This window comes from Rhizobium indicum (assembly GCF_005862305.2).
Taxonomy (GTDB): domain Bacteria; phylum Pseudomonadota; class Alphaproteobacteria; order Rhizobiales; family Rhizobiaceae; genus Rhizobium; species Rhizobium indicum.
In genome coordinates this window covers 3,978,764-3,993,693 of record NZ_CP054021.1, presented here as the reverse complement: position 1 = coordinate 3,993,693, position 14,930 = coordinate 3,978,764, and the positions used below count along the sequence as shown (strand labels likewise).

Sequence of the window (14,930 nt, the reverse complement as noted above, 5' to 3'; positions counted from 1 at the left end):
TTGGTTTTACTTGTGAAGCGCGCTGTGAAGCGTGTCGTTCGCGACCGCAATCGCACTGCGCGCCGCAGGCGTTTCGGCAATCGCGTTCAGCAGCACGAAGTCGTGGATCGTGCCGTTGTATCGCATCGACGTGACGCGGACACCGGCCTGGCTGAGCTTGCGGGCATAGGCCTCACCCTCATCGCGCAGCACGTCGTTTTCGTCAACGATGACCAGCGCCGGCGGCAGGCCGTTCAACTGCTCCAGCGACGCCTGCAGCGGTGAGGCCGTCGGCTCCTTGCGCTTGGTCTCGTCGGGCAGATAGGCGTTCCAGAACCACTTCATCGCTTCCTTGGTCAGCCACGGCCCATCGGCGAACTGGTTGTAGGACCCATTGTCGAAATTGGCGTCGGTGACGGGGTAGAACAGCACCTGCTGGTCGATTGCAGGACCGCCACGCTCCTTGGCAAGCAGCGTCACCACCGCCGCCATGTTGCCGCCGACGCTATCGCCTGCGACCGCGAGTCGGGAGGCATCGACCTTGAACTCCTTGGCATGCTCGGCGACATATTTGGTCGCAGCATAGGCCTGCTCGATGGCAACGGGATAGCGGGCTTCCGGAGAGCGCTCGTAGTCAACGAAGACGACGGCGGCATCGGCGCCGTTGGCGATCTCGCGCACCAGCCGATCATGTGTATCGGCATCGCCCAGCACCCAGCCGCCGCCATGGAAATAGAGAATGACCGGCAGCGTGCCCTTGGCATGTTCCGGGCGGACGATGCGCAGCTTGATGTTGCCTGTCGGACCGGCCCTGATGACCCTGTCCTCTTCCTGGGCGGCAAGCTTCTTCACGTCGCCCTTCTGCGCGCCCGCCAGAACATTGCGGGCATCGGCCGGCGACAGCGTGTAGATCGGCTTGCCGCCGGCAAGCCCGTCGATGAATTTCTGCGTTGTCGGTTCGAGTACCGGATCGGCAAGCGCGCCGACGGCGGAAGCTGTCAGGAGTGCTGCTGCGGAAACTGCGGTCTTGATGGTCGACATTGTCTTGTCCTCTCGGGTTCGATGTTCGTCCTGAACACTATTTTTATATCGCGCACGATTGTTTATTGGACAATTTAAATTTGCGCATAGCAGCCATGCATAAAAATCGCTTACGATTATTTATCGCGCGATATAACTTCCATCAGTTCTGGAGATAACCCCATGCAGGATCAGCTGAAGCTCGACAATTTCATCTGCTTCGCCGTCTATACGGCAAGCCACGCACTGAACCGCGTTTACAAGCCGCTGCTCGATACGTTGGGTCTCACCTATCCGCAATATCTGGCGATGGTTTCGCTCTGGGAACAGGACGGCCAGACCGTCGGCGGCTTGGGTGAAAAGCTCTTCCTGGAATCGAGCACGCTGACCCCGCTGCTCAAACGCCTCGAAACCGCAGGTTATGTCAGACGCGAACGCAGCCGGGAGGACGAACGCGTCGTCGTCATCCGCTTGAGCGACGAAGGCATGCGTCTGAAGGAAAAAGCCCGCGACATCCCGAGCTGCATCGTCGACGCCAGCGGCCGCGACGCAGTCGACCTCAACCGCCTGCAGGCAGAGATCGCGGCGTTGCGAGAAGCGCTGAACCGAAGCGTTGCTTAGCCGCTGAAATAGCTGCGGCAGTGCTCGTGATACCCCCCTCTGCCCTGCCGGGCATCTCCCCCACAAGTGGGGAGATCGGCTGGGCGCGGTGGCTTCCCCAACCAAATATCCATTGCAGCTCGGCGAAACGTTGATGTGACGAGAAGATTTAGCCACTTGTGATCTCCCCACCTGTGGGGGAGATGCCCGGCAGGGCAGAGGGGGGCTGACACGGGACGCCGTAAAAAGGACCGCCCCTAGGTCCGTCTCTTCTTGCCTTCGAACGGATTGTCAGGCGAGCGGAAATGGATGCGGATCGGCACGCTCGGCATGTCGAAATCGGCGCGCAACCCGTTGATCAGATAGCGCGTATAGGATTCCGGCAGCGCATCGGACCGGGTGCACGAGATCATGAAGGCCGGCGGGCGGGCCTTCACCTGCGTCATATATTTCAGCTTGATGCGGCGGCCGGAAACGGCCGGAGGCGGATGCTGGATCTGCTGCGTCTCCAGCCAGCGGTTGAGCCTGGCCGTCGAGATGCGCTTGTTCCAGACCTTGTCGGTATCGATGATCGACTGCATGAGCTTGTCGAGCCCCCAGCCGGTCTGGCCGGAGATCGGCACGGCGCGGATGCCGCGCGCCTGCGGCAGCAGCCGGTCGGTCTTTTCGCGCAGATCCGCAAGCACCGCCTGCCGATCTTCGATCATGTCCCACTTGTTAAAGGCGATCACGGCGGCACGGCCCTCGCGCAGCACGAGGTCGACGATCTGCAGATCCTGCTTTTCGAAAGGGATCGTTGCATCGAAGACGATGACCACGGTTTCGGCGAAGCGGATGGCGCGCAGCGCATCGGCAACCGAAAGCTTCTCCAGCTTCTCGATCACCCGCGCCTTGCGGCGCATGCCTGCCGTATCGAACATCTTGATGGTGCGGCCGCGCCAGTCCCATTCGACCGAGATGGAATCACGGGTGATGCCCGCTTCCGGCCCGGTCAAAAGCCGGTCCTCGCCGAGGAAGCGGTTGATCAGCGTCGACTTGCCGGCATTCGGCCGCCCGACGATCGCCACGCGCAACGGCTTCGTCTCGTCATAGGTCGGCTCTTCGTCCTCGTCGCCCTCGTCTGATGATTGCGGAATGTCGACGTCGGTAACCGCCACATCCTCTTTCTCGGAATAGGCACGGTCCTCGCCGATCGCCGCAACAATCGCATCGCGCAGGTCGAGCATGCCCTGCCCGTGTTCTGCCGAAATCGGCGTCGGCTCACCGAGGCCGAGCGTATAAGCGTCATAGAAGCCGCTGTCGGAGCCGCGCGCTTCGGATTTGTTGGCGACGAGCACCACCGGCTTGCCGCGCCGGCGCAGCATTTCGGCAAGGTCGGTATCGACGGGCGTCAATCCGCTCTTGGCATCGACGACGAAAAGCGAAAGATCCGCCTCGTCGATCGCCGCTTCGGTCTGCGCCCGCATCCGGCCCTGCAGGCTTTCCGCATCGGCCTCTTCCAGACCGGCCGTGTCGATGATCGTGAAGGTCAGGCCCATCAGCCGCGCATCGCCGGGCCGGCGGTCGCGGGTAACACCCGGCGTGTCGTCGACGAGCGCCAGCTTCTTGCCTACCAGCCGGTTGAAAAGTGTCGACTTGCCGACATTCGGACGACCGACGATGGCGACCGTGAAACTCATATCTTGTCCTTAACGCGATCAGCCCTGAGCGGCGGGCGCCTTGCCGGATGCGGTAATCAGATCAAGCATCATATGGGCGCGATTGGCAATATTGCGCGGGCTGTCGGTATCCTCGACGATCGACTGGAACCACTGCCGCGCCTGCGCCATGTTGCCGGCTTTGTAAGCGGCAAGGCCGAGTGCCTCGCGCGCCGAATGACGGAAGGCGTTGCCCGGAACGGCCATTTCCTCGATCGCCGCCGAAACCTGTTCGTAAGTGCCGTTCTCGATGAGCAACCAGCCGGCGCGCATCTTGGCGGCATCGCGCACGGCGGCCGGAACGACATTGTCCTTGCCAATCTCGTTGAAGGCGGCGATTGCCGCGGCAGTATCGCCCTTCTGCACCTGCACGGTCGCGGCCCGCATGCGCGCCAGCACCGGGTAAGCGCCATGGCCTTCCTTCTCGAGCTTGTCGAGCGCGGCCAGCGCCTCGTCGTTCTTGTTCTCGTCGGCTAGCTTCATCGCCGCCAGGAACTGGTCGCCGGTGCCGGAGGAGCGGTTGTCGTCCCAATAATCGTAGAGAACCTTGCCGGCGGTGCCGACGACGATCAGGATGGCGACGACGACGATATAGCGGCCGAACCGGCGCCAGACGCCCTTCATCTGGTCAGACCGCAATTCCTCATTGACTTCACGGATGAAGCTGTCGTCGTTGAATGCCATTCTCGTCTCCGGCCGCGGAAATACCCATACACCATGCAAAACGCATATTGTCGGGCCTTCTACTCCATTTTGCCGCCGTTGTAAGGGGGATGTGAAAGATTAGAGCGCCGCACGTCCAACAGGACGCGCTAAGGACGCTCTAACGCTTTGAATCCGCGCATAATCCTCTCCGAAAATCGGAATCGATTTTTGGGGTTATGCGCAGGTCAGATGACGAGCGGCGAAACCCCGATCAACCATTCGTGCAGCTTCCAGATGATCAGCGCCCAGACGACGATGCCGATGACGATCGCATAGAGGTCGTATTTGGCCGAGACGAACGGTCGGAGCGTGATTTCGCCTGACCGCTGCCGCCGTTTCAAGGAAATGCGCAGGATGACGCCCCAGGCGAGAAAGGCGGTAAACAGCAGAACCGACGACGTCTCGCCATTGGCGAGCAGGTGCGCCAGCGCCCAGATCTTCACCGACAGCACCATCGGATGTTTGGTCTTGGTCGCGATATGCCCCGCCGGCAGCAGCGAGGCGACGAGACAGATCATCGCGATCAGCATCAGCGTGATTGCTATATGCGCCATCCAGACCGGTGGATTGTAGAGCATTCCGGTCACCTGCCGCGCCTGCCCGAAGCCGTAGATCAACAGGATCAGCGTGGCGATGCTGGCAATGGAATAGGCCGCCCGCCAGCCCTTCTCGCCGAGGCTTGCGATCATCGAACGGCGAAAGTCCGGCACCAGCACCCGCACCAGATGCACCCCGAGGAAAAGTATGATGCCGACGATAAGCAATGTCATTGCGGATCCCTTCCGTGCCGTTTGTCATGGCTTACCGGCTGGCGCGAGAAAATGCCAGCGCGACCGCAGCTTCGCCGCAATTCTGTCGGAGGGAAACCGCGAACAAATTGTCGCGGTGCCCATGTCTCGTTCCCTCCTCTCCGCCTGCCTTTCTGTTTCGCTCCTCGTTCCGGCAATTGCCCAGGCGGTCGATCGGCCGAAACAGCTCGTCATCATTTCCTTCGACGGCGCCCACGACAACGCGCTGTGGCTGAAAAGCCGCGAGATGGCGGCGAAAAACGGCGCCCATTTCACCTATTTCCTTTCCTGCACTTTTCTGATGAACGAGGCGGCGAAGAAGGCCTACCAGGCGCCGCACCAGAAACGCGGAAAATCCAATGTCGGCTTCGCCCAGAGCGACGACGAGATCCGCGAGCGCCTCGGCAATATCTGGCACGCCCACCTCGAAGGACATGACATATCGAGCCATGCCTGTGGCCATTTCGACGGCCGCCTCTGGAGCGAGGCCGACTGGTCGGCCGAGTACGCCACCTTCCACGAGACGCTTGAGAATGCCTGGAAGAGCGTCGCTCTCCAGGAGCCGGCCGGCTGGCAGGATCTGGTCGATCACGGCATTAAGGGCTTTCGCGCCCCCTATCTCGCCGCAACTGCGGGCGCCGACATGATCGCCGCCGAAAAGAAGGCGGGCTTCACCTATGACGCAAGCCTCGTCACCAAAGGGCCTGCCATGCCTGTCGAGGAAGACGGCATCATCCGCTTTGGCCTGCCGCTGATCCCCGAAGGCCCGAACGAGAAGCCGATCATCGGCATGGACTACAATCTCTTCGTCCGCCATTCCAAGGGTGAGGAGGATACGGCCGATTCCGCGGAATTCGAGGACCGCGCCTATGCCGCCTTCAAGGAGGCTTTCGACAAGCAATATGCAGGCGCCCGCATCCCGCTACAGCTCGGCTTCCACTTCGTCGAAATGAACGGCGGCGCCTATTGGCGGGCGCTCGACAAGCTGGTCAGCGACGTCTGCCACCGAACGGATGTGGCCTGTGTCAGCTATTCGGAAGCGATCCCGATGATCGAAGCCCGCGGGAAATTGCAGACGTCAGGTCTTTGATGGCAGCTATGGCGCCGTCGAGCTGGCAAGGTGTCTCTAAGTTCCCTTGAACGAGACGGCATGCCGGGCCGCCCCCTCATCTGCCTGCCGGCATCTTCTCCCCGCTGGGGAGAAGAGATTCGTTGCGACGCTGCGATTCCCCATTCTACCCACCGGAGGTCCGAAGGACGGGTCGAGACCTGTGGCTCGACCCCGGTCGGTGCCCGACAGGGCGGACGGGTGCCGCAGACGCGAACTTTCCGATCGCTCGCAGAATACCCCCGCTCCATCAGCCGTCGGCGTGAACAACACCCGCCTCACGCTCCAGATAACGCTGGTCGATCTCAGGCAGCGGCTCGTCGTCGATTGCCGCTTCGAAGGCCTGGAGGCGTTTGTGGATGGAGAGTAGTTCGATGATAGTCGTCCAGGAACTCACGAGGTATTGGAACGAATTGCTGACCTGGCCAAAAGCCGTAGCAATCTGCTGCCATATCCCAAGCGTGATCTTATGCGCGACGAAAGTCGGCACCAAAACGAAATAAAGAAATATCGCATCAAGCTGCCCGTATGAATAACGTGCGACATTGAAATAAAGATAGTGAAAATACATACGGAAATAATTTCGCCTGACGTTCGAGAACAACTCGGCGACGGTTACCGGTTGGGCTCTATCTTCATGATCTTCGCCGTAGACGAGCTCTTTGCGATAAGCCGCCTCAACACGTTGGTTGCGAAAATTCAATCCTGGCAGTTTTACGCCGACAACAGCCAGGAGGACGGTGCCTAAAACCGACCAACCAAGCGCGAGCCAGACGAGGGAATTCGGAACCGCGCCAAGGATTGGAAGGTCGGTTACATGGGCCGATAGCGCTGACAGGATTGGCAGGAAGACGATAAGCGTCATGACCGAGCCGATGAGGCTGACGCCGAGGCCTTCGATGATGTTTGCAAACCGCATCGTGTCTTCCTGGACACGTTGCGACGCTCCTTCGATATGACGAAGTTTCTGCCACTTCGACATGTAGAAATCGTTCATCGCCACGCGCCATCTCAACACATAGTGGTTGATGAGAAATGCAGACACCACGGACACAATCACGCCCACCGTACCGATCTCCAAGAACTTCAAGATCAAATAATAGAAGTTTTCATTGGTGATACCCGGTTTTCCGGCGAGTGCATTTTGAAGAAGGTCAAAGAAAGGTCCTCGCCAAACATTAATTGCCACATCCATCTGAACGCCGAAATACGTAATGAAAATAATCAGCGCCGATCCCCAGACCGACCATATTTTCCAAGGATGCGCGTGGGCGATAACGTGCCATACACCGCAGAACAAAGCGGAGCAGAGTATGAAAAATAGATAAAATGACAGATTAGCGGGTGCGACAAAGAACGCGGCTCCGACCGGCTGCGCATCCTCCGGCAGCGGAGGAAAGCCAAGATTGGTCAAAAGGCCAATGCCTGCGAAATACCAAAAGAAAACGCAGGCGAGCGTCCATACGACCGCGGACGTAAAAAACAACTTCGGTCGGGGAAAAAACGAATGAAACACGGGGGGCTTTGCTTTCCTGAACTGTGAGTCTCGGGAGTGTCGTCAACACTGATTGTGCCGGAAACTAAGGCAGTTCCAAGGAAGCAGCAATGGGTTCGGCCGATTGTTACGGAGATGTCACCGGCTAAGCGATTTTCTTGATCACCGGCATGACCAGCGCCGCGCAGGCGACGAGCGCGATGGCGGCGATCACCGTCGGGACGGTAAAACTGCCGCTGCGCTCGGCGATCCAGCCGGCAACAACAGGCCCGACAATCTGGCCAACGCCAAAGGCGGCCGTCATCATCGCCAGGATCCGCCGCGGACTGTCAGGCGAAAGCTTGCGGCCGATCTGCAGCCCGTAAGCGGTGATCGCCAGGAAGGTCGCCCCGAACAGCGCGCCGCCGATCAGCGGTGCAACGGAAGGCGGCAGCGCCACGGTCGCAAGCACGCCGGCGGCCTCGACCAGAAGGGCCGCGACATAGACCCCGCCAAGCCCGAGCGGCTTGACCAGCGGCTTCCAAGCAAACAGCGCCACCGCCGCCGTCAGGCCAGCGATGAACCAGCAGAGGAATTCGACGAAGGGCCCGGTTGCAGAAAGGCGCGCGATGGTGACGAGGAAGGTCGCGGTAATGACGTAGCCAAATCCGAACAGTCCGTAAGACAGCGTCAGCAGCACCATCGGCCTATTCCAGACCAGCGCCGGCTCCTTGCCCGCCTGCGCCGATTGCGCCGGCGCCGACGGCAGCAGCAGGAAAACGACGACAAGGCTTGCCGCGCAATAGAGCGCCCCGCCGATCCAGTCGGCGCGCCAGCCGCCCGGCCCGTCGTGAAAGCCGAGGCCGATCAGAAACACCATGACCGAGGACAGCGCGATGCCCGCCCCCGGCCCGCCGAAATGTGCCGCCTGCACATGATCGTTGTCGGCAGCAGCCCCGTGGCTGAGCACGATCGAGGATGTGAAGACCATCGCAAAGGCGCTGGCGACACCGGCCAGGAAACGAATGATGGCAAAGACGGCGACGGAATCGGTGGCGGCCATGGCGGCAAGCAGAATCGCGGTTGCCAGCAGCGACAACAGCGCCACGAGCCGCTCCCGCCCCGCCGCCCAGCCATAGGCTGCAAGCACGGCGCCGACGAGATAACCGACGAAATTGGCCGACGCGATGAAGCCTGCATCCGCTGTCGAAAGTGGCACGCCGCTGATCATCCCCGGCAGGATCGGCGTGTAGGAGAAGCGCCCGAAGCCCATGGCGGCGGCCATGGCAACGGCACCGGCAGCGGCGGTGGAGACAAGGTTCGGCGGGGAGTTTCGGGTGCTGACGAGCATGCCGCGTTTATCACGCCGCAGCACCGGCATCACAATCAAGTAATTCTGATCGATCGATCAATTTCCCGAAACATCAAAAATTCTCTGTCGCGCTTGAAAGCTACTATCGTACGATATATGTTTTACGACATAGCTAACGATACGTCTAACGATGAAAGGAAGAACCATGAGAGGTTTTAAAGGCGGCATGTTCGGCGGCGATTTCCGCATGGGCCGCAAATTCGCGGCGGGCGACCTGCAGCTGGTCATCCTGGCGCTGCTCGCTGAGCAGCCGCGCCACGGCTACGAATTGATAAAGATATTGGAGGAGCGCTCCGGCGGCTTCTATGTGCCGAGCCCGGGCGTCATCTATCCCGCGCTGACCTATCTCGAGGAAACCGGCCTCGCCGAGGTGGAGGCCGAGGGCGCCAAGAAGCTCTACCGCATCACCGAGACCGGCCGCAGCCGTGTCGAGGAAAATCGCGCCATGATCCTGCAGACCTTCGCCAAGCTGGAACGCATCGGCGAGAAGATGGCCCATGTGAAGCGTGTCTTCGAAACCGACCAGCGTGGCGGCGACGAGGGCGATGACGGCGACTTCATGCAGGACGGCGGCGATATCCGCGCCGCCCGCATGCTGCTGCGATCGGCCCTGCGGATGCGCTATCCCTGGTCTAAACCCGAAGCCGCCCGCATCGCCACCATCCTCGAACGCGCCGCCACCGAAATCCTGCAGGGCGGCAGGCCGGGAACGCGGGGTTAAAAAGGAAGGCTGGCCACCAAAGCTCGGTGAGTTGACGTGTGCGCTAACCTCTCCTCCCTCATTCCTGTGCTCGTCACAGGAATCCAGTGCGCCCAAGTCCTTGGGCGCGGGAAGCTCTCTTCAATATGGAGTCATTCACCGCGCAGACGCGCGTTGGCTGGATTCCTGTGACGAGCACAGGAATGAGGGAGGAGAAGTGGGCGCGCGTCACAAGACGTCCTGGAGATGCCAACCTCGAAGGGCGAGGCACCCCTAACGCCCTACCCTCGCTCATCCGGCAAGGTCAGAACCACCGGCCCGTTGCGCGTCGCCACCACCGTGTGTTCGTATTGCACGGTCGGCGCCTTCGGATCGGCATAGAGCGTCCAGGCATCGTCGCCGCCTTCGGCCCATGTCGCGCCGAGTGAGAGAAACGGCTCGACGGTGAAGACGAGACCTTCCGTCATCATCCGTTTTTCCGAAGGGTCCGGCCACGTCGAGAGCTCGGCCGGCTCCTCATGTAGGGAGCGGCCGACGCCGTGGCTCGCCAGATTGGCGACCAGCGTATAGCGGTTCTTCTGCGCGAAGGCGCCGACGGCTGTGCCGATCTTCGCCAGCGGCTCGCCCGATTTGACCTGGTTGAGCCCGATCCAAAGCGCCCGCTTGCCGTCGCGGCAGAGCCGCTCGATCTTCGGCTTGACCGGCGGCATCGTGAAAGAGGCGCCGGTATCGGCGAAGAAGCCATCCTTTTCCGCCGAGACGTCGATATTGATGAGATCGCCGGCGCGGATGACGCGCGGGCCGGGAATGCCGTGGGCGATTTCCTCATTGATACTGATGCAGGTGGCACCGGGAAACTGGTAGCAGAACTCCGGCGCCGAACGCGCGCCCGAATCCTCGAGCACTTTGCGGCCGATCTGGTCGAGCTCCAGCGTCGTCATGCCGGGCTCCATCGCCGCCGCCATCACCTGAATGGCGTTTGCGCAGATGCGGCCGATCTCCTTGAGCTTGGTCAGTTCGTCGTCGTTTGCGATAACCATTCGTCTGTTCCGGCCTTGCGCAGGGCGGCAGCAGCCGCCTTAGAGCGCCGCGCCTCCAACAGGGAGCCCTAAGGACGCTCTGTCACTTCGAATCTGCGCATACTCCGTTTCGAAAATCGATTCCGATTTTCGGCTATGCGCTCGTCAAGCCGTGGCTTTCGCCTCTTCGCTGTTATCAGTCAACGCCTTTCTGACGATCGGCGCGACTTTCGTGCCGTAAAGCTCGATGCCGCGCATGATCTCGGCATGCGGCATCAGGCCGATCGCCATCTGCAGCAGGAAGCGGTCGTTCTTGAAGAGTGCATGATGGGCGATGATCTTTTCGGCGACCACCTCGGGATCACCGACGAAGAGCGCACCGTTCGGCCCGCGCGACATGTCGAAATGCGCCCGGTTCGTCGGTCCCCAGCCGCGCTCGCGGCCGATGCGGTTCATCACCTCGGCCTGCGGGCCGTAGAACTGGTCGGCCGCCGCCGCCGTCGTGTCGGCGATGAAGCCATGGACATTGATACTGGTCTTCAGCTTCGACTGATCCTGCCCTGCCCGGCGCGCGGCCTCGCGGTAGAGATCGAAGAGCGGCGCAAAACGGCGCGGCTCGCCGCCGATGATCGCCAGCGCCACCGGCAGGCCGAGGGCGCCGGCGCGCGCCACCGACTGCGGCGTACCGCCGACCGCGACCCAGAGTGGCAACGGATCCTGCAGCGGCCTGGGATAGACACCGCGCCCATTGATCGGCGCGCGAAGCTCACCCTTCCACTCCACAACCTCGCTGTCGCGCAGCGCCAGCAGCAGATCGAGCTTCTCCTCGAAAAGCTGGTCATAGTCTTCGAGATTGTAGCCGAACAGCGGGAAGGACTCGATGAAGGAGCCGCGCCCCGCCATGATCTCGGCCCGGCCATTGGAAATCAGGTCGAGCGTCGAAAATTGCTGGAAGACCCGCACCGGATCATCGGAGGAGAGCACGGTCACCGCACTGGTCAGCCGGATATTCCTGGTCTTGACGGCTGCCGCCGCCAGCACGACCGCCGGAGCAGACGCCGCATAATCGGGTCGGTGATGCTCGCCGAGGCCGAAGACGTCGAGCCCAACCTGATCGGCAAGCTCGATTTCCTCGATAAGATGCTTCAGCCGCTCGGCCCCTTCCGCGCCCTTGCTGCGGGAGGGGTTGGGATTGACGTCGGCGAATGTGTAAAGCCCCAGTTCCATCATCGGCATCCTGTTGAATTCTCGGCTGAGATAAGGATGCCGGGGATGCAGCGCAAATACAAATTCTGGAACCAAATGTTCGAGAATCTCGATAGCGGTCTTTGGCGATCTGAAAGACCGATCGACGGCCAATTCGAATCTGAATTCAACGACCTCAAAGCATCAGCGGAATCAACTTTCGAACCGCCTCAAACCTTGCTTGAAGTGTTAGGACGACGCAGTCTCGCCGCGCCGCCTCACGGCGCCGCTCATATCTTCGCCAGCAGCTCCGCCAATTGGTCCGCAGCCTTGCCCCATCCTTCGTGGAAACCCATCTTCTCGTGCGCTTCCTTGTCCTCGGCGCGCCAGTGCAACGCCGTGGCCGTATATTTCGTGCGACCGTTGCCGAGATCTTCGAGCAGGATGACGCCCGTGAAGAAAGGTTTCTCGGAAGGCACCCAGGCGCTGGTATAGGCATCGGTGAAGACGATTTTCTCGTTCTCGACGATCTCGAGATAGACGCCACGGTTCGGGTATTGATTGCCCTCGGGGTCATGCATGACGACGACGCTGGAACCGCCGGGGCGGACGTCGAGCGTAGCTTCCGCCACACCCCAGGGACGCGGCACGAACCACTGCTTCAGCAGATCAGGATCGGTCCATGCCTTATAGATCTTCTCGCGCGGCGCGTCGAATTCGCGAACGAGGACGAGTTCATGTTGTGTGCTGGCGGTCATGTCGACATCTCTCCATCTAAATGAAACCTGTTTCCTGTCAGGTTGTTACAAGGACGTGTCGAAGTTCGCCGTTCCGACACCGCGCCGGCCTTTTCGCATTTTATTTTGCAATCGGCCGCGTGGCCTCTTCCTGCATCTTGTCGATCTGCCGGCGGATATGGGCGGCCTCAGCCGCCGAATGGGCCAGTGCAATGGCGCGGTCGAAGGCTTCCCGCGCCTGGCTGGTCAAGCCAAGCTGCTTCAGCAGTCCGCCCCGCAGGCCGTGATAATAGAAATAGCCGCCGAGTTTTTCGCCAAGCGGATCGATGAGGTCGAGCGCATCCTGCGCACCCTGGAGCTTGGAGACGACGACGGCCCGGTTCAGCGTTATGACAGGCGATGGCTGGAGACGCTCCAGCGCGCGATAGAGCAGATCGATCTCCACCCAGTCTGTATCCTCGGCGCATTTTGCGCGGGAATGAACAGCGGCGATGGCAGCCTGAATCTGATAAGGAGCGGGCTTGCGGTGGCGCAGCGCCTTGTCGAGCAGCGCCAAGGCCTCATTGATGAACGGTTGGTTCCAGAGCGACCGGTCCTGATCTTCAAGCAGCACGATCTCGTCTCCGGCATTGAAGCGCGCCGGCCGGCGCGAGATCTGCAGGAGCATAAGCGCAAGCAGCCCCATCAGCTCCGGTTCGGATGGGAAGATATGCAGCATCAAGCGCGCCAGCCGGATCGCTTCGTCGCTGAAGGCAGCCGCCTCATGCCTGGGATCGGCCTGGCTGTAGCCCTCGTTGAAGATCAGGTAGATCATCGTGCTGACGATCGAAAGCCGTTCGGCTCTTTCCTGCGGGCTCGGCGTTTCGAAAGGCACCCTAGCCTTGGCGACGCGCGCCTTGGCCCGGGTGATGCGCTGTTCCATGGCGCTTTCGGAAACCAGGAAGGCACGCGCGATCTGCGGCACCGAAAGGCCGGAAACGATGCGTAACGCAAGCGCGATCTGCTGGGTTGCCGGCAGATCGGGATGGCAGCAGATGAACAGCAGCCGCAGAATATCGTCGCGATAATTGGAATCGTCCAGCCGCTCGACGATATCGCTTTCGGCATCCTCGGTATCGGAGATGACGTCCTCATCAGGCAGAGCCTGGATCTTCGCCCGTTTGCGCACCGCATCGATGCCGCTGTTGCGGCCAACGAAGATGAGCCAGGCTGTGGGATCACGCGGTGGCCCTTTCTCCGGCCATGTCCGGATCGCCCTCAGACACGCTTCCTGAAACGCCTCTTCCGCGGTATCGAGATTGCGGAAATAGCGCAGCAGCGCGCCGAGCGCCTTCGGACGGGCCGATGCAAGCGCGAGGTCGATCCAGGCAATGTCTGTCATGATGAAGCATCTCCGGGCCTGAAGACGTAGAAAGGCCGAATTTCGTAAGAAGTGGAACCTGGATTGACGGATGAAAGCTGCTTCGAGAAGGCGATCGCCTCGTCGAGCGTTTCAAAGTCGACGACGTAGAAGCCGAGAAGCGCCTCCTTCGTTTCCGCAAAAGGCCCGTCAATGACCAAGGGCTCGTCCTTGCCCTTGCGCACCGTGGTCGCAGCCGTCGTCGGCATCAGCCGGCCGACGGGGCCGAGTTTGCCGGATGCGGCAAGCGGCTCCTGCACGGCGTAGAGTTTCTCCATGACGGCAGCCTCCTCCTCCTTGGTCCAGGCGAAGACGGTTTCCTCATGGGCGTAACAAAGGATTGCATAAAGCATTGCTCACTCCTCTTTCCGAATGACGAAGGAGTACCGCCTTGGCCGACAGCGTGCATCAAAAAATTATTGATGGGAAATAAAGCGCTACTGATAATAAAGGGGCGGCGACCGGAGAGGGTCGCCGCCCCTTTTGGGTCAGCTTGCCCAGTGCGAGCAACGAATGACGCTGCAGAAATTGCCGCGGTGGAAGTGCGGATCCTTGTCGGCCAGAACATCGGCCTTGACGTTGCCGAAGGTGGTCTCCGGCTTGTGCTTGATGCCTTCATAGAAGGTCTGGATAATATTTTCCTTGAAGTGCTCGCCGCGCGGATGGGCATGCACCACCGCTTCGCGCTGCTGATCGCTGTAGTCCTTGTAGGTCAGCCCGAGCACATCCATCTCGACACCAGCCGTCACCAGTGCCACGACAGGATGCATATGCTGCGGAATGCCCGGCGTCGTATGCAGCGCGATCGCCGTCCAGACTGTGTCGATATCGTCCTGGGCAATGCCGCGGCTCTTCAGGAAATCGCGCGCCGCATTGGCGCCGTCGACCTCGAAACGCTCATCCGCGCTGCTGTGCTGGTGGGTGAGCCCCATGTCATGGAACATTGCGCCAGTATAAAGCAGCTCCGGATCGAAGCGGAGGCCGCGCTGTTTGCCGGCCAGCGCGCCGAAATAATATACACGGCTGGAATGGTGGAAGAGCAGCGGCGATGCAGTGTCTCGCACCACCTCCGTCACCTCTCGCGCCAGCTTGCTGTCGGGAATGCTGATGCCGTCGATCGTCAGGGTCATGGCTTTTCTCCTTGCGT

At 60.8% G+C, this 14,930-nt stretch carries 15 protein-coding genes; 3 read left to right on the top strand and 12 right to left on the bottom strand.

Annotation, left to right across the window (positions count from 1 at the left end):
• Window positions 1-6: 6 nt before the first annotated feature.
• The gene (locus FFM53_RS19290; RefSeq protein ID WP_138386885.1) at window positions 7-1,020 is read right to left on the bottom strand and encodes an alpha/beta hydrolase; all 1,014 of its coding nucleotides are present in this window, start codon (window positions 1,018-1,020) and stop codon (window positions 7-9) included.
• 162 nt (window positions 1,021-1,182) lie between these two features.
• Here FFM53_RS19290 and FFM53_RS19285 point away from each other — a divergent pair, with 162 nt between their 5' ends.
• On the top strand, window positions 1,183-1,620 hold the full coding sequence (locus FFM53_RS19285; protein WP_138386884.1) for a MarR family winged helix-turn-helix transcriptional regulator: 438 nt from the start codon (window positions 1,183-1,185) through the stop codon (window positions 1,618-1,620).
• A 236-nt stretch (window positions 1,621-1,856) separates the two neighbouring features.
• On the opposite strand, the gene der is transcribed toward FFM53_RS19285, so the two are convergent.
• From der to FFM53_RS19270, 3 genes are all read right to left on the bottom strand, one after another.
• Window positions 1,857-3,278 carry a ribosome biogenesis GTPase Der gene (der, locus tag FFM53_RS19280; RefSeq protein WP_138386883.1) on the bottom strand — a complete coding sequence of 474 codons (1,422 nt, stop codon included), beginning with the start codon at window positions 3,276-3,278 and terminating at the stop codon, window positions 1,857-1,859.
• A gap of 18 nt (window positions 3,279-3,296) precedes the next feature.
• Complete coding sequence (locus tag FFM53_RS19275) at window positions 3,297-3,980, bottom strand: tetratricopeptide repeat protein (protein WP_138386882.1); 684 nt, start codon at window positions 3,978-3,980, stop codon at window positions 3,297-3,299.
• 206 nt (window positions 3,981-4,186) lie between these two features.
• Window positions 4,187-4,771, bottom strand: coding sequence for an NnrU family protein (locus tag FFM53_RS19270; protein WP_138386881.1), 585 nt, complete (start codon window positions 4,769-4,771; stop codon window positions 4,187-4,189).
• A gap of 121 nt (window positions 4,772-4,892) precedes the next feature.
• On the opposite strand from FFM53_RS19270, the gene FFM53_RS19265 reads away from it, so the two are divergent.
• Window positions 4,893-5,879: a polysaccharide deacetylase family protein gene (locus tag FFM53_RS19265; RefSeq protein ID WP_138386880.1), complete on the top strand. Its 987-nt coding sequence runs from the start codon at window positions 4,893-4,895 to the stop codon at window positions 5,877-5,879.
• A 268-nt stretch (window positions 5,880-6,147) separates the two neighbouring features.
• On the opposite strand, the gene sbmA is transcribed toward FFM53_RS19265, so the two are convergent.
• Entirely contained in the window at window positions 6,148-7,413 is a 1,266-nt protein-coding gene (gene sbmA, locus FFM53_RS19260) for a peptide antibiotic transporter SbmA (RefSeq protein WP_138386879.1), read from the bottom strand.
• Between the two features lie 124 nt (window positions 7,414-7,537).
• On the bottom strand, window positions 7,538-8,722 hold the full coding sequence (locus FFM53_RS19255; protein WP_138386878.1) for a YbfB/YjiJ family MFS transporter: 1,185 nt from the start codon (window positions 8,720-8,722) through the stop codon (window positions 7,538-7,540).
• 166 nt (window positions 8,723-8,888) lie between these two features.
• Here FFM53_RS19255 and FFM53_RS19250 point away from each other — a divergent pair, with 166 nt between their 5' ends.
• Window positions 8,889-9,464: a PadR family transcriptional regulator gene (locus tag FFM53_RS19250; protein ID WP_138386877.1), complete on the top strand. Its 576-nt coding sequence runs from the start codon at window positions 8,889-8,891 to the stop codon at window positions 9,462-9,464.
• A gap of 260 nt (window positions 9,465-9,724) precedes the next feature.
• On the opposite strand, the gene map is transcribed toward FFM53_RS19250, so the two are convergent.
• The 6 genes from map to FFM53_RS19220 form a co-directional block, all read right to left on the bottom strand.
• Window positions 9,725-10,483 carry a type I methionyl aminopeptidase gene (gene map, locus FFM53_RS19245; protein ID WP_138386876.1) on the bottom strand — a complete coding sequence of 253 codons (759 nt, stop codon included), beginning with the start codon at window positions 10,481-10,483 and terminating at the stop codon, window positions 9,725-9,727.
• Between the two features lie 144 nt (window positions 10,484-10,627).
• On the bottom strand, window positions 10,628-11,689 hold the full coding sequence (locus FFM53_RS19240; RefSeq protein ID WP_138386875.1) for an LLM class flavin-dependent oxidoreductase: 1,062 nt from the start codon (window positions 11,687-11,689) through the stop codon (window positions 10,628-10,630).
• A 248-nt stretch (window positions 11,690-11,937) separates the two neighbouring features.
• Window positions 11,938-12,405 (bottom strand): SRPBCC family protein, encoded by a 468-nt coding sequence (locus FFM53_RS19235; protein WP_138386874.1) that lies wholly within the window; start codon window positions 12,403-12,405, stop codon window positions 11,938-11,940.
• A gap of 100 nt (window positions 12,406-12,505) precedes the next feature.
• Window positions 12,506-13,765 (bottom strand): RNA polymerase sigma factor, encoded by a 1,260-nt coding sequence (locus FFM53_RS19230; RefSeq protein WP_138386873.1) that lies wholly within the window; start codon window positions 13,763-13,765, stop codon window positions 12,506-12,508.
• On the bottom strand, window positions 13,762-14,136 hold the full coding sequence (locus FFM53_RS19225; protein ID WP_003561490.1) for a YciI family protein: 375 nt from the start codon (window positions 14,134-14,136) through the stop codon (window positions 13,762-13,764). The genes FFM53_RS19230 and FFM53_RS19225 overlap by 4 nt, the downstream gene beginning before the upstream one ends.
• A 135-nt stretch (window positions 14,137-14,271) precedes the next feature.
• Window positions 14,272-14,913, bottom strand: a complete 642-nt coding sequence (locus FFM53_RS19220; protein WP_138386872.1) for an HD domain-containing protein — start codon at window positions 14,911-14,913, stop codon at window positions 14,272-14,274.
• Between the last annotated feature and the right edge of the window lie 17 nt (window positions 14,914-14,930).